Raw genomic sequence first — 22,331 nt, 5'->3', positions numbered from 1 at the left:
TTTCAGGTTATTACGCAGTGGCTGGAACCAGGAAAGCGGCTTCCAGCAACTGCTGTGTATACGGATGTTTGGGGGCCGCAAAAATACTTTGCGCGTCTCCCTGTTCGACCACTTGGCCTTGCTTGACCACCATCAGCTGGTGGCTCAGCGCCTTGACGACAGCCAGGTCATGGCTGATAAACAGATACGTCAGGTTGTACTTGGTTTGCAGTGAGCGCAGCAGCTCCACCACTTGGCGTTGCACGGTCCGGTCGAGGGCCGAAGTCGGCTCGTCCAGTAGAATCAACGCCGGTTTTAGCACTAATGCCCGGGCAATGGCGATTCTCTGCCGCTGCCCGCCGGAAAATTCGTGGGGGTAGCGGTGCCGGGTTTCCGGGTCCAGACCTACCTCCTTGAGTGCCGCAATAATCGCTTGTTCCTGTTCCGCCTCGGTGCCCATCTTGTGGATCCGCAGGCCTTCGCCGACGATCTGGCTCACGCACATCCGTGGGCTCAGGCTGCCGAACGGGTCTTGAAACACCACCTGCATCTCCCGACGCAGTGGCCGAACCTGCTGCTGCGTCAGGCAGTCTAGCTGCTTGCCTTCAAAACGGATCGCGCCTTTGCTACCGATCAGCCGCAAAATCGCCAAACCCAGTGTCGATTTGCCGGAACCGCTTTCTCCCACAATCCCCAAGGTCTGGCCTTGAGGCAGGCTGAAATTGATCCCGTCCACCGCTTTGATGTGGTCGACGGTTTTTTTCAGAAAGCCCTTCTTGATCGGGAACCAGACTTTCAGGTCCTCGACTTGCAGCAAAGGCGGGCCGATTACATTGGTTGCAGGCGTCCCGCTGGGCTCCGCTGCCAGCAGTTCCCGAGTGTACGGATGCTGCGGCGCGCGGAACAACTCTTCGCACGATGCCTGTTCGACGATGCAACCGCGCTGCATGACACATACGCGATGCGCAATTCTTCGCACAAGGTTCAAATCGTGACTGATCAGTAGCAGCGCCATGCCCAATCGAGCCTGTAATTCCTTGAGCAATTCGAGGATTTTCAGCTGGACGGTCACGTCCAGCGCGGTGGTCGGTTCGTCGGCGATCAGCAGTTCCGGCTCGTTGGCCAGGGCCATGGCAATCATCACCCGCTGACGCTGGCCGCCAGACAATTCGTGGGGCAGGGCCTTGAGGCGCTTCTCGGGCTCCGGGATGCCGACCATTTCCAGCAACTCCAGCGTGCGCTTGGTTGCGACTTTGCCGATCAGGCCCTTGTGGGTGCTCAACACCTCGTTGATTTGTTTCTCGATCGAGTGCAGCGGATTGAGCGAGGTCATCGGCTCCTGGAAGATCATCGCGATCCGGTTGCCGCGGATGTGCCGGATGGTTTTCTCTTTCAGGCTCAGCAGATTTTGCCCGGAATACTCGATGGTCCCGGACGGATGCCGGGCGAGCGGGTAGGGCAGCAACCGCAGGATCGAGTGAGCAGTCACCGATTTGCCGGAGCCACTTTCGCCCACCAGCGCCAGGGTTTCCCCGCGCTTGATATCGAAGCTGACGCCTTCGACGACCCGCTGAACGCGATCCCCGACGACAAATTCGACGGCCAGGTCGCGCACTTCGATCAGATTGTCCTGATTCATTTCACTTCCTCGGGTCGAAGGCATCGCGAGCGGACTCGCCGATGAACACCAGCAAACTCAACATCAACGCCAGCACCGCAAACGCGCTCATGCCGAGCCACGGCGCTTGCAGGTTGGATTTGCCCTGAGCCACCAGTTCACCGAGTGACGGCGCGCCAGGCGGCAGACCGAAGCCCAGAAAGTCGAGAGCGGTCAGGGTGCCGATGGCGCCGGTCAGGATGAACGGCATAAAGGTCATGGTCGAGACCATGGCGTTGGGCAGGATGTGGCGGAACATGATCGCACCGTTTTGCATCCCCAGCGCCCGCGCAGCGCGCACGTATTCGAGATTACGCCCACGCAGGAATTCGGCGCGGACCACGTCCACCAGGCTCATCCACGAGAACAGCAGCATGATCCCCAGCAGCCACCAGAAGTTCGGCTGGACGAAACTAGCGAGAATGATCAGCAGGTACAGCACCGGCAGCCCGGACCAGATCTCAAGAAAACGCTGTCCGGCCAAGTCGACCCAGCCGCCGTAGAACCCCTGCAAGGCCCCGGCAATCACACCGATAATCGAACTGAGAATGGTCAGCGTCAACGCAAACAACACCGAAATCCGGAAGCCGTAAATTACCCGGGCCAACACGTCGCGGCCCTGATCATCAGTGCCTAGCAGGTTGTCGGTGGAGGGTGGCGCTGGGGCCGGGACTTTCAGGTCGTAGTTAATGCTTTGGTAACTGTAGGGAATCGGCGCCCACAGCACCCAGGCGTCTTTAGCCTTGAGCAATTCGCGGATGTACGGACTCTTGTAGTTGGCTTCCAGCGGGAATTCACCGCCGAAGGTGGTTTCCGGGTAACGCTTGAGCGCCGGGAAGTACCAGCCATTGTCGTAGTGCACCACCAGCGGTTTGTCGTTGGCGATCAGTTCGGCACCGAGGCTCAGCCCGAACAGCAGCAGAAACAGCCACAGCGACCACCAGCCACGCTTGTTGGCCTTGAATAGTTCGAGACGTCGGCGATTGAGAGGGGACAAATTCATCTCAATGCTCCCGGCTTTCAAAGTCGATGCGCGGATCGACAAAGGTGTACGTGAGGTCGCCGATGAGTTTTACCACCAGGCCCAGCAGGGTAAAGATGAACAGCGTGCCAAAGACCACTGGATAATCGCGGTTGATCGCGGCCTCAAAACTCATCAGCCCGAGACCGTCGAGGGAAAAGATCACCTCCACCAGCAACGAGCCGGTGAAGAAGATGCCGATAAACGCTGACGGGAACCCGGCGATCACCAGCAGCATGGCGTTGCGGAACACATGGCCGTAGAGCACGCGGTGATGGGTCAGGCCCTTGGCCTTGGCGGTGACCACGTACTGCTTGTTGATTTCGTCGAGGAAGCTGTTCTTGGTCAGCAGCGTCATGGTCGCGAAGTTGCCGATCACCAGCGCCGTCACCGGCAACGCCAGGTGCCAGAAGTAATCGAGAATCTTGCCGCCCATACTCAACTCGTCGAAGTTGTTGGAGGTCAGCCCTCTGAGCGGGAACCAGTCGAAATAGCTGCCACCGGCGAACACCACGATCAGCAGGATTGCAAACAGAAACGCCGGGATCGCGTAACCGACGATGATCGCCGAACTGGTCCAGACGTCGAAGTGGCTGCCGTGTCGCGTCGCCTTGGCGATCCCCAGCGGGATTGACACCAGGTACATGATCAGCGTGCTCCACAGCCCGAGGGAGATCGACACCGGCATCTTTTCCTTGATCAGGTCGATGACCTTGGCGTCGCGGAAGAAGCTGTCGCCGAAATCCAGGGTGGCGTAGTTCTTGATCATGATCCACAAGCGTTCCGGCGCCGATTTATCGAAGCCGTACATGTGTTCGATTTCCTTGACCAGCATCGGGTCCAGGCCCTGGGCACCGCGATAGGCGGAGCCGGCCACCGAAACTTCGGCACCGCCGCCGGCGATGCGGCTGGTGGCGCCTTCGAAGCCTTCAAGCTTGGCGATCATCTGCTCCACCGGCCCGCCGGGGGCGGCCTGGATGATCAAGAAGTTGATCAGCAAAATGCCGAGCAAGGTCGGGATAATCAGCAGCAGTCGCCGAAAAATATACGCCAGCATCTGATTACTCCGTGCCCGCAGGGTCGACTTGCAGTTTGGTTTCGACTTCTATCGGCAGTGACGCGTCGGGCTTGACCCACCAGGTATTGATGCCTATGTCATATTTGGGCGATACCTTCGGGTGGCCGATGTGGTTCCAGTACGCCACGCGCCAGGTCTTGATGTGCCAGTTGGGGATCACGTAATAGCCCCATTGCAGCACCCGGTCCAGCGCCCGGGCATGGGCCACCAGGCTTTGGCGCGAATCGGCGTTGATCAGTTGCTCGACCAGTTGGTCCACCACCGGGTCTTTCAGTCCCATGGAGTTGCGGCTGCCGGGTTTGTCGGCGGCAGCGGACATCCAGAATTCACGCTGTTCGTTACCCGGTGAATTGGACTGCGGGAAGCTGCCGACGATCATGTCGAAGTCCCGGGAGCGTACACGATTGATGTACTGCGAGACGTCGACCCGGCGAATCACCAGGTCAATCCCCAGGTCGCTGAGGTTGCGCTTGAATGGCAGCAGCACCCGCTCGAATTCGGTTTGGGCCAGCAGGAATTCGAGGGTCACCGGTTTGCCGGTGGCGTCGACCATCTTGTCATCGACGATCCGCCAGCCCGCCTCTTGCAGCAGTTGATAGGCTTTACGCTGCTGAGTGCGGATCATGCCGCTGGCGTCGGTCACCGGGTTCTGGAACGCCTCGCTGAACACCTGCTCGGGAATCTTGCCGCGGAACGGATCAAGGATCGCCAACTGATCGGCATCCGGCAGGCCGGAGGCAGCCATTTCCGAATTCTCGAAATAACTGCGGGTGCGCGCGTAGGCGCCGTTGAACAGTTGCTTGTTGGTCCATTCGAAGTCCAGCAACAGGGTCAGGGCCTGACGCACGCGCACGTCCTGGAACACCGGGCGGCGCAGGTTGAACACGAAGCCTTGCATGCCGGTCGGGTTGCTGTTCGGGATCTGTTCCTTGATCAGCCGGCCCTCGGTGACGGCCGGAATGTTGTAGGCGTTCGCCCAGTTCTTCGCGGCCATTTCCAGCCAGTAATCGAATTGCCCGGCCTTGAGCGCTTCCAGGGCCACGGTGTTGTCGCGGTAGTAGTCGGTGGTCATGACGTCGAAGTTGTAGAACCCACGGTTGGCCGGTAGGTCCTTGCCCCAGTAATCCTTGACCCGCTCATAGCGAACCGAACGCCCGGCCTTCACTTCACTGACCTTGTACGGGCCGCTGCCCAACGGCATTTCCAGGTTACCCTTATTGAAATCGCGAGTTGCCCACCAATGCTTGGGCAGCACCGGCAACTGGCCGAGGATCAGCGGCAGCTCACGGTTGTTATTGTGTTTGAACTTGAACAGCACGGTAAGCGGGTCTTCAGCGATCACTTCCTCGACATCGCTGTAGTAACCGCGGTACAGCGGCGCGCCGTCCTTGATCAAGGTCTGGAAGCTGAACACCACGTCCTCGGCGCGCATCGGATGCCCGTCGTGGAAGCGTGCTTCGGGGCGCAGGTAGAAACGCACCCAGCTGTTGTCCGGGGCTTTTTCGATCTTGCCGGCGACCAGACCGTATTCGGTGAACGGTTCATCCAGGCCCTGTTTGGCCAGGGTGTCGTAGATCATGCTGATGTCGTCGGCCGCGACACCCTTGCTGATGAAGGGATTGAGGCTGTCAAAGCCGCCGAAACCGGCCTGACGGAAGATCCCGCCCTTGGGCGCGTCGGGGTTCACGTAATCGAAGTGTTTGAAGTTGGCCGGGTATTTCGGCGGCTCGTTGTACAGGGTCAGGGCATGTTGCGGGGCGGCACAGGCGAGCCCGGCGAACAACAAGCCGCTGGCCTGCAAGAGCAGGGCGCGTACGGGTTTCATCGATCTTTCTCCGAAGATTTCAGCCACCACGCGCTTAGGCCCAACGTGTAGGGCGGCGTGGTGACGAAGGCGAACCGGTTGCGGTAGGCCAGGCGGTGATAATTGAGGTACCAGTTGGGAATGATGTAGTGCTGCCATAGCAATACCCGGTCCAGGGCCTTGCCGGCGGCGACCTGTTCATCGCGGGTCTGGGCGGCGAGCAATTGTTCGAGTAAATGGTCCACCACCGGATTGGCGATGCCCGCGTAGTTTTTGCTGCCCTTGACTCCGACCTGGCTGGAATGGAAGTACTGCCATTGTTCCAGGCCCGGACTGAGTGTCTGGTTGAGGGTCATCAGGATCATGTCGAAATCGAACTGATCGAGGCGTTGCTTGTACTGGGCGCGATCGACCGTGCGCAGCCGAGCGTCGATGCCGATGCTGGCGAGGTTCTCGACGTAAGGCTGAAGGATGCGTTCCAGGTTCGGATTGACCAGCACAATCTCCAATCGCAACGGTTGGCCAGCGGCATTCTGAAGGTGCTGGCCGCTGAGCTTCCAGCCGGCCTCAGCGAGCAGGCCCAAGGCCTTGCGCATGGTTTCCCGGGGAATGCCGCGCCCTTGTGTCTGCGGCAGGCTGAATGGCTCGGTGAACAGCTTGGCGGGCAACTGCTCGCGATACGGCTTGAGCATCAGCCATTCATGGCCGACCGGGAGGCCGGTGGCGGAGAACTCGCTGTTGGGGTAGTAGCTCATGGCGCGTTTGTAAGCGCCGCTGAACAGGGTGCGGTTGGTCCACTCGAAGTCGAACATCAGGCCCAGCGCTTCACGGACCTTGGTCTCGGAGAAGGCCGAGCGCCGGGTGTTCATGAACAGGCCCTGGCTCTGGGTCGGGATCTGATGTGCGATTTGCGCCTTGATGACGTCGCCGCGTCGCACCGCCGGGAAGTTGTAACCGTTGTCCCAGTTCTTCGCCTGGTGCTCGATATAGATGTCAAATTCGCCGGCCTTGAAGGCTTCGAAGGCGACGTCGCTGTCGCGGTAGAACTCGACTTCCATGCGGTCGACGTTGTATTTGCCGCGATTGACCGGCAGGTCTTTGCCCCAGTAATCCTTGACCCGTTCGAAAACGATCTGACGCCCAGGCTCTACCGACGTGATGCGATATGGCCCGCTGCCCAATGGCGGTTCGAAGGTGGTGGCCTTGAAGTCACGACCTTTCCAGTAATGCTGGGGCAACACCGGCAACTCGCCCAGGCGCAGGATCTGCAACGGATTGCCGGCGCGCTTGAAGACGAAACGGATACGCTGCGAGTTGAGAATGTCGACTCTGAGCACTTCCTGGAGGGCGGTGCGGTACTGCGGATGGCCTTCCTTGAGCAGCAAACGGTAGGAAAACGCTACGTCGTAGGCGGTGATGGGCGTGCCGTCGTGGAAACGTGCTTCGGGGCGCAGGTTGAACACCACCCAGCTGCGGTCCTCGCTGTATTCCACGGATTGGGCGATCAGGCCATAGCTGGAGGTCGGTTCATCGCCGGAGGGCGCGTACTGCCCGGTGCCGACCATCAGTGGTTCATTGAGCTCATTGATGCCGTATTGCAGGAAATTCGGCGTGGAAACCGGGCTTGAGCCCTTGAAGGTGTAGGGGTTGAGCGTATCGAAGGTGCCAAACGCCATCACCCGCAACGTACCGCCCTTGGGCGCTTGCGGGTTGACCCAGTCGAAGTGGGTAAATCTGGCCGGGTACTTGAGCGTGCCGAACTGCGCATAACCATGGCTTTCGCTGATCGTCGCGCTTGCGGGGGAGCTCAAGGCCAGGCTGATCAGGAGCAGGAGGAGGGGACGCTTCAAGTCAGAGATCCGATCCAGGCGGCTTGGGCTTTGTGGCCCGTACAGTAACAGCTTGTATCGACAGGAAAAAGACAGGTGCTGAAAGCGGTGTCGGGGCAAAAAAAGATCGTAGCCTGCGGCAGCTCCTACATGTGCTTACACCCGTAGGAGCTGCCGAAGGCTCGACTTTTTCGGTTTCACATCAATCAGTGTGGGGAAGCCACCGTCAGCATCTGACCAGGCTTCAGCGCCTGGCCAACACGCGGGTTCCAGCGTTTGAGGTGCTGCATTTCAACGTTGAAACGCTTGGCCACCATGTACAGCGAGTCGCCTTGCTTGACCTTGTATTGGGTCTGCTGCTGCTTCTTGCTGTCTGCCTTGCTGTTCGCTGCCACCACGGTGGTAACGCGCCCGGCGCTGCGCTTGCTGGTGTCCTGCATGACCAGCGTCTGGCCGACCTTGAGGTCCTTGCCGGTCAGCTTGTTCCAGCGCTGCAGGTCCTTGATATCGACTTTGTTGGCCTTGGCGATGGTGCCGAGGTTGTCGCCGCGTTTAACGCGGTAAGCACGTTTGAGACTGGCGATTTCGGAGCCGCTTGTGCCTTCGAACACCGGCTTGAGCGGCTTCTTGCTGATCAGCTCCTCAGGACGCATGGTCGAGAGACTGGCCGTCAGCAGTTGCGCCTTGGACGTGGGCACCAGCAAATGCTGAGGGCCATCGATGGTGGTGCGTTGCTTGAAGGCCGGGTTGAGCTGAAACAGTTCGTCTTCGTCGATGTTGGCCACCGCGGCGACCTTGGACAGGTCCATGCGCTGGTTGATTTCGACGACCTGGAAGTACGGTTCGTTGGCGATCGGGTTCAGGTTCACGCCGTAGGCTTCGGGTGCCAGCACCACTTGCGACAAGGCCAGCAGCTTCGGCACGTACGCCTGGGTCTCGGCCGGCAGCGGCAGGTTCCAGTAATCGGTCGGCAAGCCGAGCTTTTCGTTACGCTCGATGGCCCGGCTGACCGTGCCTTCGCCAGCGTTGTAGGCCGCCAGGGCCAGCAACCAGTCTCCGTTGAACATGTCGTGCAGGCGGGTCAGGTAATCCATGGCCGCGGTGGTCGAGGCGGTGATGTCGCGACGGCCATCATAAAAACGGGTTTGACGCAGGTTGAAGTAACGCCCGGTGGAGGGGATGAATTGCCACAAGCCAACCGCGTCGGCCCGGGAATAGGCCATCGGGTTGTAGGCGCTTTCAATCACCGGCAACAGCGCCAGTTCCAGCGGCATGTTGCGTTCTTCAAGGCGTTCGACGATGTAGTGAATGTAGAGGCTGCCGCGTTCGCCGGCATTTTCGAGGAAGGACGGGTTGCTGGCGAACCACAGGCGCTGTTGCTCGATGCGCGGGTTGACGCCTAGGCTGTCCTGCAACTGGAAGCCCTGGCGCATGCGCTCCCAGACATCCTGTGGAACTTGTGGCGTCGGTTTTTCGCTGAGCCAGATAGGCTTCTGCTTGGCTCGGGCGGCGATATTCGGAGTGTGTACCGCGTCGGTTTGCGGCACATGGCTTGAACAGCCCGCCAATGTGGCGGACACAGCCACCGCGATGGCTTGAGCCAAGCGGGTCAATGCGTCTGAATTGATGGCTTTACGAATAGATGACGACATTGGCTGGAAGTAAGTTCCGGGCAAAAATGTCGGGCGATTCTAGAAAGCGTACCTCCTGCGGTCAACCATGCAGAATTTTTGTGCCAGCGGGATGGCTACTTAGAATTTATCTTTCCAAGCCCGAAGAGCAGCAAAAACCGCACTCGGAGCGCGGTTTTGGGTTCCATTCCGTTCGTCCACTTTTTCTTTAATGGATGTTTCATCGACACGCAAAAACGGGTTGGTAAGCTTTTCAAGCGCCAGAGTAGAGGGCAGCGTCATGATTCCGGCTTCACGTTGCGCGGTGACTTTTTCCAGACGTGCGGCGGTGTTCGGATTGCCCGGTTCGACCGCTACGGCAAACTTCAGGTTGCTCAGGGTGTATTCGTGGGTGCAATAGACCAGCGTATCCTCGGGCAATGAGGCCAGGCGCGTCAGCGAGGTGTGCATCTGCTCCGGGGTGCCTTCGAACAACCGTCCGCAACCGGCGGCAAACAGCGTGTCTCCGCAGAACAGCAAACCGTGATGGTAATAGGCGATATGCCCCAAGGTGTGGCCGGGGACGGCAAAGATATCGAAGTCCCAGCCCAGCACGCTCACGCGGTCGTTATCCTTGAGCGCCACGTTCAGGCCCGGGATGGTTTCGCTCGCCGGACCGTAGACTTTCGCGTCTGTCGCTTTTTTAAGCTGCTCGACGCCGCCGACGTGGTCATGATGATGGTGAGTGATCAGAATATCACTCAACACCCAGCCCGGATGCGCTGCGAGCCAGGCCTGCACTGGCGCGGCATCGCCCGGATCGACCACTGCACAACGCTGGGTGCGGTGGTCTTGTAACAACCAGATGTAGTTGTCGGTGAAGGCGGGCAGGGCACTGATCTGTATCATCGTCGGATTCGCCAAGCGGAAAACAATGGTGCATCTTAGAACTTCCTGGCGCGTTGGAGAATGCAATGACCGATAAAGCGTTCGCTCAGGCTGATCCTGAGTGGCTGACATTGATCAGCGCGGCCCGTGAATGGCTGTCCGGCCCCATTGGGCAATTTCTGCTGGACGAAGAACGTCGCATGCTCGAAGACGAATTGGGGCGCTTCTTTGGTGGCTACCTGGTGCATTACGGCCCGTCGGCCCAGACACCGCCGTCGGCGCCGCAAGTCCAGCGCAATGTACGGCTCGGCGCGCCGTTGCCGGGTGTCGAGATCGTCTGCGAAGAGCAGGCGTGGCCTTTGAGCGAGCATGCCGCCGACGTGGTGGTGTTGCAGCACGGGCTGGATTTCTGCCTGTCGCCCCATGGTTTGCTGCGTGAAGCGGCGAGGAGCGTACGGCCCGGCGGGCATCTGCTAATCGTCGGGATCAATCCCTGGAGCAGCTGGGGTTTGCGCCATGTATTCGCCCACGATGCCTTGCGCAAGGCTCGCTGCATCTCCCCGTCGCGGGTCGGCGACTGGCTCAACCTGCTGGGTTTCGCGCTGGAGAAACGCCGCTTCGGGTGCTATCGTCCGCCGCTTGCGTCACCCGCCTGGCAGGCTCGTCTGGCCGGTTGGGAGCGCAAGGCCGGTGACTGGCAACTGTCGGGTGGCGGCTTCTATTTGTTGGTGGCGCGCAAGATCGTGGTGGGCCTGCGGCCCGTCCGTCAAGAGCGGCGCGAACCAATGGGCAAGCTGATTCCATTGCCGATGGCCAAGGTCAATCGTCGCCGTATCGATCCGTAATACACTTTTTATTTTCCCGGCCGGGTTTACCCCGGCCTCGGGCATCGTCTGATCACTGATTGGCGAGCCACCGCATTTTCTGGATAGATTGGCATGAGCGATAGCGTAGAACTCTTCACAGACGGTGCCTGTAAAGGCAATCCTGGCCCAGGCGGCTGGGGCGCTTTGCTGGTGTGCAAGGGCATTGAAAAAGAGCTGTGGGGCGGCGAAGCCAACACCACCAACAACCGCATGGAGCTGATGGGCGCGATCCGCGGCCTGGAAGAACTCAAGCGCTCCTGCGACGTACTGCTCGTGACTGACTCGCAATATGTGATGAAAGGCATCAACGAGTGGATGGACAACTGGAAGAAGCGCGGCTGGAAAACGGCGGCGAAAGAACCGGTGAAAAATGCTGATTTGTGGAAGCTGCTCGATGAGCAGGTCAATCGCCACAACGTCACCTGGAAATGGGTGCGTGGCCACATCGGCCACCACGGCAATGAACGGGCCGACCAATTGGCCAACCGCGGCGTGGATGAAGTGCGCGGTTACAAGCAGGCTTGATCCCAGGGGGAGCCGAGCTTGCTCGCGATGAACGATGGCGCGGTGCCTGAAAGCCCCCGGCGAGCGTGTTAACATAGCCGCTTTTGCACGATTGACCCGTTGAGAGCTGAGCACTGATGGCCACCAGATCCGTTGTACTCGATACCGAAACCACCGGCATGCCGGTGACCGACGGCCACCGGATTATCGAAATCGGTTGTGTCGAGTTGATCGGTCGGCGCCTGACGGGCCGGCATTTCCACGTTTACCTGCAACCAGACCGCGAGAGTGATGAAGGCGCCATTGGCGTCCACGGCATCACCAGCGAATTTTTGGTGGGCAAGCCGCGCTTTACTGAAGTGGCCGATGAGTTCTTTGAATTCATCAAGGGCGCGCAGCTGATCATTCATAACGCGGCGTTCGACGTTGGCTTCATCAACAACGAATTTGCCCTGATGGGCCAGCACGATCGTGCGGACATCACGCAGCACTGCTCGATCCTCGACACCCTGATGATGGCCCGGGGACGTCACCCTGGGCAGCGCAACAGTCTCGACGCTTTGTGCAAACGTTATGGCGTCGACAACTCCGGTCGTGAACTGCACGGCGCCTTGCTCGACTCCGAGATCCTCGCCGACGTTTACCTGACCATGACGGGCGGCCAGACCAGCCTGTCCCTGGCCGGTAATGCCTCCGATGGCAATGGTTCCGGTGAAGGGGCAGATAACTCGGCCACCGAAATCCGCCGTCTGCCGGTCGACCGCCAGCCGACGCGGATCATCCGCGCTAGCGAAGATGACCTGGCCCAACACGTGGCACGCCTGGAAGCCATCGCCAAATCCGCCGGCGCCCCGTCACTCTGGCAGCAACTGGCCGAGGCCAAGGCTCAGGCCTGATTTTCTGGCCACATGATGGTGCATCCGTTGACCCACATCAGGGCATCGCGCTCGCCACAAGCGCTTGAACCCTCTACCCTGAGGTGATTGGCGGACCACGGTCTGCCGCCTCAGGATACTGAGCCCCATGTATAAAGATCTGAAATTCCCGGTCCTGATTGTCCATCGCGACATCAAGGCCGACACCGTCGCCGGTGACCGCGTGCGTGGCATCGCCCGGGAACTGGAGCAGGAAGGCTTCAGCATTGTCTCGGCGGTGGATTACACCGAAGGGCGCCTGGTCGCCTCGACCCATCACGGTCTTTCCTGCATGTTGATTGCGGCCGAAGACGCCAGCACACACTCTCATCTATTACACAACATGGCCGAGCTGATCGGCTTGGCGCGGGTTCGTGCGCCTGACTTGCCGATCTTCGCCCTTGGTGAGCAAGTGACGCTGGAAAATGCACCTGCCGACGCGATGGCGGAGCTCAATCAGCTGCGCGGTATCCTTTATCTGTTCGAAGACACCGTGCCATTCCTGGCCCGCCAGGTGGCCCGAGCCGCGCGCAAATACCTGGATGGTTTGCTGCCGCCGTTTTTCAAAGCGCTGGTGCAGCACACTGCCGACTCCAATTATTCCTGGCACACACCCGGCCATGGCGGCGGCGTGGCTTACCACAAGAGTCCCGTGGGGCAGGCGTTTCACCAGTTCTTCGGGGAAAATACCCTGCGTTCGGATTTGTCGGTGTCGGTGCCGGAACTCGGTTCTTTGCTCGATCACACCGGTCCGCTGGCAGAAGCGGAGGCCCGTGCTGCCCGCAACTTCGGTGCCGATCACACGTTCTTTGTGATCAATGGCACTTCAACCGCCAACAAAATCGTCTGGCATTCGATGGTCGCTCGGGATGACTTTGTGCTGGTGGACCGCAACTGCCACAAGTCGGTGCTGCACTCGATCATCATGACTGGCGCCATCCCGCTGTACCTATGCCCGGAGCGCAATGAGCTGGGAATCATCGGCCCGATTCCGTTAAGCGAATTCAGCCGTGAATCGATTCAGGCCAAAATCGACGCCAGCCCGCTGACCAAGGGCCGGGCGCCCAAGGTCAAGTTGGCGGTGGTGACCAATTCGACGTACGACGGCCTCTGCTACAACGCTGAGCTGATCAAGCAGCAGCTGGGCAACAGTGTCGAGGTCTTGCACTTCGATGAAGCCTGGTACGCCTACGCGGCGTTTCACGAATTCTTCGCCGGGCGTTATGGCATGGGCACTTCCCGCAGTGAAGACGGCCCGCTGGTGTTCACCACCCATTCCACCCACAAACTGCTGGCGGCGTTCAGCCAGGCGTCAATGATTCACGTGCAGGACGGCGGCGCACGGCAACTGGATCGGGATCGCTTCAATGAAGCGTTCATGATGCACATCTCCACTTCGCCGCAGTACAGCATCATCGCTTCGCTGGACGTGGCGTCGGCCATGATGGAAGGGCCGGCCGGGCGTTCGCTGTTGCAGGAAATGTTCGACGAAGCGCTGAGTTTCCGTCGGGCGCTGGCCAATCTGCGCCAACACATCGCCGCTGACGACTGGTGGTTTTCCATCTGGCAGCCGCCGTCGGTAGAAGGCATCGACCGTGTTGTCACGCAAGACTGGCTGCTGCAACCCGACGCCGACTGGCACGGCTTTGGCGGCGTGACCGACGACTACGTGCTGCTCGATCCGATCAAGGTCACTTTGGTGATGCCGGGCCTGACGGCAGGCGGCGCCCTCAGCGAGCGCGGGATTCCGGCAGCGGTGGTCAGCAAATTCCTTTGGGAGCGTGGGCTGGTCGTTGAAAAGACCGGGCTGTATTCATTCCTGGTGCTGTTCTCCATGGGCATCACCAAAGGTAAATGGAGCACGCTGCTGACCGAGTTGCTGGAATTCAAGCGCAGCTACGATGCCAACGTCAGCCTCGCGAATTGCCTGCCGTGCGTGGCGCAAGAGAATGTCGCGCGCTATCGGGGCATGGGTTTGCGCGATCTGTGCGATCAATTGCACGCCTGCTACCGTAGCAATGCCACGGCCAAACACCTCAAGCGCATGTACACGGTGCTGCCGGAAATCGCCATGAAGCCATCTGACGCCTATGATCAATTGGTGCGTGGCGAGGTTGAAGCGGTGTCGATCGATGCTCTGGATGGGCGGATCGCCGCGGTGATGCTGGTGCCGTACCCGCCGGGGATCCCGTTGATCATGCCCGGCGAGCGTTTTACCGAGTCGACACGCTCGATCATCGATTACCTGGCATTCGCCCGCACATTCGATAGCAGTTTCCCGGGGTTTGTTGCTGATGTGCACGGCTTGCAACACGAAGACGAGGGCAGTGGACGGCATTACACCGTCGATTGCATCAAGGAATGAGGACCTTTCCCAGTATGCAACCACTCATGAATCCGAAATATCCAGGCCTGTCGGTGCGTGTTGCCGACGATGGTTTTGCGGCCTACATCTGGGGCAGTGATTTCAGTTTTGAAGTCGTGGCCTACGGCGCAGCCGAAATCGGCAAACCGGTGGAGCAGTGGCCGGTGACACCGATCACGCCCTATCGCAAGTGCTACGGCATCGACCCTGAAGAGTTCAGCAGCTTCCGCGATGCCGCGGACAGCGCGATTTTCATGGCTTATCTCGATGATGAGCCGGTGGGCCACCTGGTGGTCAGCACCAACTGGAACGGCTTTGCCCATATCGACGAGTTGGCGGTGCATGCGCCAGCGCGCCGTCATGGCGTGGCCAAGGCGTTGCTGGATGTGGCGCAGTTCTGGAGCCGCAAAAAGAAACTGCCGGGCATCATGCTCGAAACCCAGAACAACAACCTTGGGGCCTGCCGGCTTTATGAGCAGATTGGTTACGTCATGGGCGGAATCGATCATCTGCGCTATCGCGGAATCGATCCGAACACTGCCGAAGTGGCACTGTTCTGGTATCGATTGTTCGACAACCCGCTGGAAACGCCTAGCTCGCCAACATCGCCACGGCTTGTTCCGTGATGATGCTCAGTAAGGTCTGAACCGCCGGTGAAGGCTCGCCGTTCTTGAGGGTCAAGGCATAAAGGCTGATCGGCACGGCAGGCGCCAGCGGGCAGGCATCCAGCCCGGCCGATTTGGCCCCGAGGGCGGTGAAAGGGTCGACGATGGCCAGGCCTTCACCGGCCTCGACCATGCTGCGCATCATCTGGTGAGTCTGTACGCGGGTCTGAATGACCGGGGCAGGGCGCAACGCATGCAGCTTGTTTTCCAGCGTCGGACACAGCGGATCATGACCCTCCAGGCCAACCATCGATTGGCCGGCCAGGTCCTGTACCGAGATGTACTTTTGTTTGGGTTGCAACCAGCCGTGAGGTGCCAGCAGCTGAAGTTTGCCTTGGGCAATCACCTGACAATGAATGTCGGCGTGATCGGGATCATGCAGGCTCAGGCCCAGATCGCTTTCGCGCAGCAGCAGGCTTCTGACGATTTCGCGGGTGGGTTGACTCAGGAGGGTGCAAGGCGCATCAGGGAGACGTCGGCGCAGGGCGGCAATGCTCTGGGGCAATAACTGCTGTGCCAGGGGCGGCGTGCAGATGATCCGCAAGGGCGGAGCCTGATATTGCTTGAGACTGTTGGCCAGGCGCTGGACCGGCTCGAGCGCTTCATAGACATGGGCGATCTGGACCTGCAACTCCCGCGCCTCGCGTGTGGCCTGCAGGCGTCCACGCACGCTGGAAAACAGCATGAAACCCAACTGATCCTCGGCGTCGCGAAGAATGCCTTCGACTTCGGCCACAGGCAGCTGCAGCCATTCGGCCGCGGTGCCCAGGTGACCGGTCTGCAGGAGCGCCTGGATCACTTCGATATGACGTAAACGCATGCGTGAAGTCCATGTTCAGCAGGTGAGGGAGTCAGTGGCTGAATCCTAACTCAAGTGCGCGCATATGACTTCTGCTCATAACACGGGGTTATGAGGCGACGGTGGTTTCCGGCAAGCTTCCGACATAGGTATCGGGTTCGCGAACGATGGTGACGTCCGATTGCACCAGCAAAAACTGGTTGTCATCGAGCTTTTTGACGCGATCGCCAATGGCCAGTTTGTAGGTGGTGACAGGCACCGAGCCAGCAAGGCCGTCTGCCGACGGGGTGGATTCTTGGAACTCATGCACGGAATAGACACGGCCTTCCGCGTCTCTTGCATGGAACTGACCGACGAGTACTGCTGCCATCTGCTTAGAACCTCTGGAGATAAATCACTCAATATTCGGCTCTGTAGACCGTGGTTGGGCGAGGTAAGTTTTCCTACAGGAAAAAAATAGTCAGGGGCGGCGTATTCGGTCGCCCACTGGTTGAATCGTCATCTATAACTACAAGCTCTTTCCATCGGACAGTCGAGAATCTTCCATGAGCAACGTCTATACGATCGCCGTACTGGTCGGCAGTTTGAGAAAGGAATCGATCAATCGCAAGGTGGCGCTGGCCCTGGCCGACCTGGCGCCTGCCAATCTCAAGCTTACTATCGTCGAAATCGGCGATCTGCCGCTCTACAACGAAGACATCGATGGTGCTTCACCGCCGGCAGCCTACAGCACTTTCCGGCAACACGTGAGTTCATCCGACGCAGTGCTGTTCGTGACCCCCGAATACAACCGTTCGGTACCGGCACCACTGAAAAATGCGATCGACGTGGGATCGCGTCCTTATGGAAAGAGCGCCTGGAGCGGCAAGCCTGGTGGGGTGATCAGTGCTTCGCCGGGCGCTGTCGGCGGTTTTGGCGCCAACCATCACTTGCGTCAGTCCATGGTGTTTCTGGATGTGCCGTGCATGCAGCAACCGGAAGCTTACTTGAACGGTGCCGGCTCGGCGTTCGACGAAGCGGGCAAGCTGTCCGAGTCGGTCAGACCGTTTTTGCAAAAATTCATCGATGCCTATGGACAGTGGGTCGAGCAACACAAGAAGCTATGACACTCATTTAGCCACGGAGCCGGCCACAGAAAAATACTCCGATCGGCAGCCTGGCGATCTTGCTATGGCTGCATGTGCTGGAACGCCAGAGCATTCGGATTGGTTGGGGATTACCACTTCAACGTCGGGATTGTGCTGACGGTGCCGGTATTGTTGGTGACGTTGGCGGCTTTGGCTTTGCGGTTATCGGTATAGACCGCGTCGGCCCCTTCGCGGGCAAGCCTCGCTCCTACTGGTTTTGAGTCGTTCGCAAAATTCATGATCGACAGAAACCTTGTAGGCGCGAGCGGTGCGGCGATCCGACTTGCCCGCGAATGGGCCAGCCCAGGCGCGACAAAACTCAGCCAGTGCCAGGAACATTCGGCCAAAGATCCGCCACCAGAAACAGCCGCTCGGCTTCTTCCCAATCGCCCTTGGCGTTTTCTGTGAGTCGCACCAGCAACTGCGCAGGGGCCAGTGGCTCCAGATCGCTGAGCCAGGCATTCAGTTGCTCAGTGTTCCAGGTCTGCTCCACCGGATAGTGGGCCGGTGCCAGCCAGGCATGGCGGGGCAGGGGTTGCCAGCGACCGAATGGACGCTGCACGACAAAGTCTGCCCAGTCCTTCTGATGCAGCCAGCTACCGCGCAAATGCTGTGGATGTGCGCCGTTTGGTGGCTCGGCCGGTCCCGGCCACGGATACAACAAATAGCCCCCCAGCCACAAATGCGCACTGAACTGCTGGATGTCCAGCGCCGCCAACACTTCGCGGCTCTCCGGGCGCGCCGAAATCGGCAATTGATGCTGGGCCAGATGCGCCAGTTTGCGGTCCAGCCGATCGTGGCAGCCGGGGCCGAGCCACTGCGCCGTGTCGTGTCCGTCGCCATTTTGCGGGCCAAGGTAAAGTTTGATCGCCAGTTCCAGATGATGCACGCCGTCACGATCGCGCAGCAGCATGTCCAGTTCGCCCAAAGTGTGGCCTTCGCGGCGGATCGGCATGTTGGCGGCAATCAGGTCGATACCCGGCGCGTGCCGCACGGCGTATTGCCAGAGGCGTTCGTAGTACAAACCCAATCGCCGGGTTCTGGCCTGCGCCAGCCAGTGCAGCAAGTCATAACTGTCGCGATCGAGTTGCCGCAGCCAGAGTTCCAGTCGCTCCGGTGCCTGCACCCAGTCGCTTCCGGCCAGCGGATGACGTTGCGGCCACGGGGTTTCGCCGAGCATCGGCGGCGCGAGGATGACCCACGCCAGGTCGCGCACTTCGGGGTGGCGCAACTGGTGGGGTAACTGCAGCAAATCTGGAAATAGGATCATCTTGCGAGCATAGCCCTAAACATGAGTACATCCTTGTGGCTGAAAGGATTTTGTCTATCCTGCGCTTTCGCCCATAATCGTGTTTTTCGCCGCCGCGCAGGAACCCCATGGAGCAATTTCGCAATATCGGCATTATCGGTCGCCTGGGCAGTTCTCAGGTGCTGGATACCGTCCGCCGACTGAAACGGTTTCTGCTCGATCGTCACCTGCACGTGATCCTCGAAGACACCATCGCCGAAGTGCTGCCGGGTCATGGCTTGCAAACCTCGTCGCGCAAGATGCTCGGCGAAGTGTGTGACATGGTGATTGTGGTCGGTGGTGACGGCAGCCTGTTGGGCGCCGCCCGCGCGCTGGCCCGCCACAATATTCCGGTGCTCGGCATCAACCGTGGCAGCCTGGGCTTCCTGACCGATATTCGCCCCGATGAGCTGGAAGTCAAAGTCGCCGAAGTACTCGACGGCCACTATCTGGTGGAAAACCGCTTTCTGCTGCAAGCCGAAGTCCGCCGCCACGCCGAGGCCATCGGTCAGGGCGATGCGCTGAACGATGTGGTGCTGCACCCCGGCAAATCGACGCGGATGATCGAGTTCGAGCTGTACATCGACGGCCAGTTCGTCTGCAGCCAGAAGGCCGACGGCCTGATCGTCGCCACGCCCACCGGTTCCACCGCCTATGCGCTGTCGGCGGGCGGGCCGATCATGCATCCCAAGCTCGACGCTATTGTGATTGTGCCGATGTACCCCCATACCTTGTCGGGTAGGCCGATTGTGGTCGATGGCAACAGTGAGCTGAAAATCGTCGTGTCCAAAGATATGCAGATCTACCCGCAAGTCTCCTGTGACGGGCAGAACCACTTCACCTGCGCGCCGGGTGACACCATCACCATCAGCAAGAAGGCCCAGAAGCTGCGGCTGATTCACCCGCTCGACCACAACTATTATGAAGTCTGCCGGACCAAGCTCGGCTGGGGCAGTCGGTTGGGTGGTGGAGGCGATTGATGCTCGATCCCGCGCGTAGCTACGACCTGATCGGTGACGTGCACGGTTGCGCTCTGACCCTTGAGCACTTGCTCGACCGGCTCGGTTATAAAAAACACGGTGGCGTCTGGCGGCACCCGTCGCGTATGGCGGTGTTCGTCGGCGACATCATCGACCGCGGCCCGCGGATTCGCGAAGCGCTGCACATCGTTCACGACATGGTCGAAGCCGGCCAGGCGCTGTGCATCATGGGTAACCATGAATTCAACGCCCTCGGCTGGAGCACGCCGGTGCTTCCGGGCAGCGGCAAGCAGTTCGTACGTGAGCACACCCCGCGCCATGCCCGCTTGCTGAACGAAACCCTGACCCAGTTCGAAGACCATCCGGCTGACTGGCATGACTTCCTGCAATGGTTCTATGAGATGCCATTGTTCGTCGATGCCGGGCGTTTCCGGGTGGTGCATGCCTGCTGGGACTCGGGACTGATCGAGCCGCTGCGAGCACTGTTCCCCAACGGTTGCGTCGACGAGCACTTCCTCCAGGCCTCCGCGGTGCCTGGCAGTTTCGCCTGCACCGTGTTCGACCGGCTGCTGCGCGGTACCGACATGCGCTTGCCTCATGGTCTGACCATGACCAGCGGCGATGGCCTGACGCGTTCGTTTTTCCGCACCAAGTTCTGGGAAGACGACCCGCAAACCTACGGAGACATTGTGTTCCAGCCCGACGCCTTGCCCGAACCTGTGGCCCAGACGCCGCTATCGTCTACCGAAAAAAACACCTTGCTGCGCTATGGCGTCGATGAGCCACTGTTGTTCGTTGGCCATTACTGGCGCAGTGGCAAACCGGTGCCGATCCGGCCGAACCTGGCCTGTCTGGATTACAGCGCCGTGCTCTACGGCAAACTGGTCGCCTACCGTCTGGACCAGGAAACCCGTCTCGACCCGCACAAATTTGTCTGGGTCGATGTCGAGCGGCCGGAGGTGCTGCGATGAGTGCTGTTGCCGTTTTACGTCTGCCGCTGGCGGCGGACTTGAGCGGGTTCGTCAAACTGTTGCAGCGCATGCAGGTACCGCATCGGGTCAGCGAAGAGGCGGGTGAGCAGGTGCTGTGGGTGCCGGCCAACATCAGCGAAGACGTGCGTTCGTTATACGAACGCTTCCCGGCCGGTGATCCCGATCAACAGCTGGACATTCCGGTGGCGAAAACCGTGAAGCGTCCAGGTTTCGTCGAGCAACTGCGCCACGCCAAGGCGACAGCGTTCGTGTTGCTGCTGAGCCTGATTGTCGGCGTTGTGACGCTGCTGGGTGAAAATCTCGCCACGATGCGCTGGCTGACCTTCCTCGATTTCCGCATTGTCGGCGAGTACATCCACTTCGTGCCATTGGCCGACAGCCTGGCGTCGGGGCAGTGGTGGCGTCTGGTGACGCCGATGCTGATTCACTTCGGCTTTTTGCACCTGGCCATGAACGCCATGTGGTACTGGGAACTGGGACGACGCATCGAGTCGCGTCAGGGCGCCATCAACCTGATGGGCCTGACCTTGCTCTTCAGTTTGGTTTCCAACTACGCCCAGTATTATTTCAGTGGACCGACCCTGTTTGGCGGGTTGTCCGGCGTGCTGTATGGCTTGCTGGGGCATTGCTGGATTTTCCAGCTGTTGTCGCCGAACCAGGCTTATCGCCTGCCGCGCGGTGTGCTGGTGATGATGCTGGTGTGGCTGCTGCTGTGTCTGTCCGGGCTGGTCTCGATGATCGGCTTCGGTGAAATTGCCAATGCGGCCCACGTCGGCGGGTTGCTTGTCGGATGCTTGACCGGTTTGTTGGGTGGTTTGTACAACCGCCGTAAACTGGCCGCCTAAATTAGTGATGTGAGCGCGGAGACCTTGATGTCCTCTTTTAACGAAATGATCCAAAACATCACCCCCGATATCTACCAGAGCCTGAAACTGGCGGTGGAAATCGGTAAATGGTCCGACGGTGGCAAACTCACCGCCGAACAACGCGAACTGTCGCTGCAAGCGATGATCGCCTGGGAAATCCAGAACCTGCCCGAAGACCAGCGCACCGGTTACATGGGCGTGCAGGAGTGCGGTTCCAAGTCGATCACCGTGCCGAATATCCTGTTCAAGTCGGATGCCGTCCATTGATCGAGATTGGCCGCGGTGCAATCAGCAAAATGTCGGCGCGCCTTGACGGGCCGAACGTGCAGTACGCGTTTCGTCTGGATGACGTCGAGGTCCCGGTCAATCCATTGATCGGCACCACGGTGCGTCTGGAATACCTGGGGGCGATTCACTGCTCGCATTGTGGACGAAAGACCAAAACCAGTTTCAGCCAGGGTTATTGCTACCCGTGCATGACCAAACTGGCCCAGTGCGACCTCTGCATCATGAGCCCGGAGCGCTGCCACTATGACGCTGGCACCTGCCGAGAGCCTGAGTGGGGCGAGACGTTCTGCATGACCGATCACATCGTGTATCTGTCCAACTCGTCGGGGGTGAAGGTCGGGATTACCCGCGCCACCCAGCTGCCGACTCGCTGGATCGATCAGGGTGCCCGTCAGGCGTTACCGATCATGCGCGTTTCGACCCGCCAGCAATCGGGTTTCGTCGAAGACCTGTTCCGTAGCCAGGTGGCGGACAAAACCAACTGGCGTGCTTTACTCAAGGGCGATGCGGTTTCGGTGAATTTGGCCGAGGTTCGCGATCAGTTGTTCGACAGCTGCGCCGAGGGCCTGCAAACGTTGCAGGAACGATTCGGCCTACAGGCAATCCAGACCATTGCCGATGTAGAAACGCTCGAGATCCGCTATCCGATCGAGCAATACCCGGCGAAGATTGTCAGCTTCAACCTGGACAAGAACCCGATTGCCGAAGGCACGCTGCTGGGGGTCAAGGGCCAATACCTGATCTTCGACACCGGCGTGATCAATATTCGTAAATACACGGCCTATCAGCTCGCCGTGCATCAGTAAGGACT

Annotated in this window: 21 protein-coding genes and 1 pseudogene; 12 read left to right on the top strand and 10 right to left on the bottom strand. The window is 59.6% G+C overall.

What is annotated here, in order from left to right; genetic code table 11:
• Window positions 1-10: 10 nt before the first annotated feature.
• The 7 genes from ACYZT0_RS12720 to gloB form a co-directional block, all read right to left on the bottom strand.
• Window positions 11-1,618, bottom strand: a complete 1,608-nt coding sequence (locus tag ACYZT0_RS12720; RefSeq protein WP_461970866.1) for an ABC transporter ATP-binding protein — start codon at window positions 1,616-1,618, stop codon at window positions 11-13.
• A 1-nt stretch (window position 1,619) separates the two neighbouring features.
• Entirely contained in the window at window positions 1,620-2,639 is a 1,020-nt protein-coding gene (locus ACYZT0_RS12715; protein WP_462046130.1) for an ABC transporter permease, read from the bottom strand.
• A 1-nt stretch (window position 2,640) separates the two neighbouring features.
• Entirely contained in the window at window positions 2,641-3,714 is a 1,074-nt protein-coding gene (locus ACYZT0_RS12710; RefSeq protein ID WP_462046129.1) for a microcin C ABC transporter permease YejB, read from the bottom strand.
• A gap of 4 nt (window positions 3,715-3,718) precedes the next feature.
• Window positions 3,719-5,560, bottom strand: a complete 1,842-nt coding sequence (locus ACYZT0_RS12705) for an extracellular solute-binding protein (protein WP_462046128.1) — start codon at window positions 5,558-5,560, stop codon at window positions 3,719-3,721.
• Window positions 5,557-7,389 (bottom strand): extracellular solute-binding protein, encoded by a 1,833-nt coding sequence (locus ACYZT0_RS12700; RefSeq protein ID WP_462046127.1) that lies wholly within the window; start codon window positions 7,387-7,389, stop codon window positions 5,557-5,559. The genes ACYZT0_RS12705 and ACYZT0_RS12700 overlap by 4 nt, the downstream gene beginning before the upstream one ends.
• Window positions 7,390-7,574: 185 nt before the next feature.
• A complete protein-coding gene (locus ACYZT0_RS12695) occupies window positions 7,575-9,020 on the bottom strand; it encodes a transglycosylase SLT domain-containing protein (protein WP_462046126.1) in 1,446 nt (481 codons plus the stop codon).
• Between the two features lie 99 nt (window positions 9,021-9,119).
• Window positions 9,120-9,887: a hydroxyacylglutathione hydrolase gene (gloB, locus tag ACYZT0_RS12690; protein WP_462046558.1), complete on the bottom strand. Its 768-nt coding sequence runs from the start codon at window positions 9,885-9,887 to the stop codon at window positions 9,120-9,122.
• Between the two features lie 65 nt (window positions 9,888-9,952).
• Between gloB and ACYZT0_RS12685 the strand changes: the two genes are divergently transcribed.
• From ACYZT0_RS12685 to ACYZT0_RS12665, 5 genes are all read left to right on the top strand, one after another.
• Window positions 9,953-10,711 carry a methyltransferase domain-containing protein gene (locus ACYZT0_RS12685; protein WP_462046125.1) on the top strand — a complete coding sequence of 253 codons (759 nt, stop codon included), beginning with the start codon at window positions 9,953-9,955 and terminating at the stop codon, window positions 10,709-10,711.
• Between the two features lie 93 nt (window positions 10,712-10,804).
• On the top strand, window positions 10,805-11,257 hold the full coding sequence (gene rnhA / locus ACYZT0_RS12680) for a ribonuclease HI (protein WP_008152099.1): 453 nt from the start codon (window positions 10,805-10,807) through the stop codon (window positions 11,255-11,257).
• 116 nt (window positions 11,258-11,373) lie between these two features.
• Window positions 11,374-12,132, top strand: coding sequence for a DNA polymerase III subunit epsilon (gene dnaQ, locus ACYZT0_RS12675; protein ID WP_462046124.1), 759 nt, complete (start codon window positions 11,374-11,376; stop codon window positions 12,130-12,132).
• 127 nt (window positions 12,133-12,259) lie between these two features.
• Window positions 12,260-14,515, top strand: a complete 2,256-nt coding sequence (locus ACYZT0_RS12670; protein WP_462046123.1) for an Orn/Lys/Arg family decarboxylase — start codon at window positions 12,260-12,262, stop codon at window positions 14,513-14,515.
• Window positions 14,516-14,529: 14 nt separating this feature from the next.
• Window positions 14,530-15,141 (top strand): GNAT family N-acetyltransferase, encoded by a 612-nt coding sequence (locus ACYZT0_RS12665; RefSeq protein WP_462046122.1) that lies wholly within the window; start codon window positions 14,530-14,532, stop codon window positions 15,139-15,141.
• Here the strand turns inward: ACYZT0_RS12665 and ACYZT0_RS12660 are convergent.
• A complete protein-coding gene (locus ACYZT0_RS12660) occupies window positions 15,107-16,000 on the bottom strand; it encodes a LysR substrate-binding domain-containing protein (RefSeq protein WP_462046121.1) in 894 nt (297 codons plus the stop codon). The two genes, ACYZT0_RS12665 and ACYZT0_RS12660, sit on opposite strands and share 35 nt — an antisense overlap.
• Window positions 16,001-16,088: 88 nt before the next feature.
• Window positions 16,089-16,349, bottom strand: coding sequence for a hypothetical protein (locus ACYZT0_RS12655; protein WP_449644615.1), 261 nt, complete (start codon window positions 16,347-16,349; stop codon window positions 16,089-16,091).
• A 175-nt stretch (window positions 16,350-16,524) separates the two neighbouring features.
• Between ACYZT0_RS12655 and ACYZT0_RS12650 the strand changes: the two genes are divergently transcribed.
• The gene (locus tag ACYZT0_RS12650; protein WP_462046120.1) at window positions 16,525-17,085 is read left to right on the top strand and encodes an NADPH-dependent FMN reductase; all 561 of its coding nucleotides are present in this window, start codon (window positions 16,525-16,527) and stop codon (window positions 17,083-17,085) included.
• 29 nt (window positions 17,086-17,114) lie between these two features.
• Window positions 17,115-17,280, top strand: a pseudogene (locus tag ACYZT0_RS12645) (ArsB/NhaD family transporter); the annotation flags it as partial.
• A gap of 145 nt (window positions 17,281-17,425) precedes the next feature.
• On the opposite strand, the gene ACYZT0_RS12640 reads toward ACYZT0_RS12645, so the two are convergent.
• Window positions 17,426-18,376: a DUF1853 family protein gene (locus ACYZT0_RS12640; protein ID WP_462046119.1), complete on the bottom strand. Its 951-nt coding sequence runs from the start codon at window positions 18,374-18,376 to the stop codon at window positions 17,426-17,428.
• Window positions 18,377-18,483: 107 nt separating this feature from the next.
• Between ACYZT0_RS12640 and ACYZT0_RS12635 the strand changes: the two genes are divergently transcribed.
• The 5 genes from ACYZT0_RS12635 to ACYZT0_RS12615 are packed head-to-tail and all read left to right on the top strand — an operon-like array spanning window position 18,484 to window position 22,326.
• The gene (locus ACYZT0_RS12635) at window positions 18,484-19,374 is read left to right on the top strand and encodes an NAD(+) kinase (protein WP_010459816.1); all 891 of its coding nucleotides are present in this window, start codon (window positions 18,484-18,486) and stop codon (window positions 19,372-19,374) included.
• Window positions 19,374-20,345, top strand: coding sequence for a metallophosphoesterase (locus ACYZT0_RS12630; protein ID WP_462046118.1), 972 nt, complete (start codon window positions 19,374-19,376; stop codon window positions 20,343-20,345). The genes ACYZT0_RS12635 and ACYZT0_RS12630 overlap by 1 nt, the downstream gene beginning before the upstream one ends.
• Window positions 20,342-21,211, top strand: coding sequence for a rhomboid family intramembrane serine protease (locus tag ACYZT0_RS12625; RefSeq protein ID WP_462046117.1), 870 nt, complete (start codon window positions 20,342-20,344; stop codon window positions 21,209-21,211). Before ACYZT0_RS12630 ends, ACYZT0_RS12625 begins: the two co-directional genes overlap by 4 nt.
• Window positions 21,212-21,238: 27 nt before the next feature.
• Window positions 21,239-21,499 carry a YeaC family protein gene (locus tag ACYZT0_RS12620; RefSeq protein WP_449644620.1) on the top strand — a complete coding sequence of 87 codons (261 nt, stop codon included), beginning with the start codon at window positions 21,239-21,241 and terminating at the stop codon, window positions 21,497-21,499.
• Window positions 21,496-22,326, top strand: a complete 831-nt coding sequence (locus tag ACYZT0_RS12615) for a DUF2797 domain-containing protein (RefSeq protein ID WP_462046116.1) — start codon at window positions 21,496-21,498, stop codon at window positions 22,324-22,326. The genes ACYZT0_RS12620 and ACYZT0_RS12615 overlap by 4 nt, the downstream gene beginning before the upstream one ends.
• The last annotated feature ends 5 nt before the right edge of the window (window positions 22,327-22,331 follow it).

The sequence above is a fragment of the Pseudomonas sp. ZS1P83 genome, from assembly GCF_054897825.1.
This window is presented reverse-complemented; position numbering and strand designations above follow the sequence as displayed.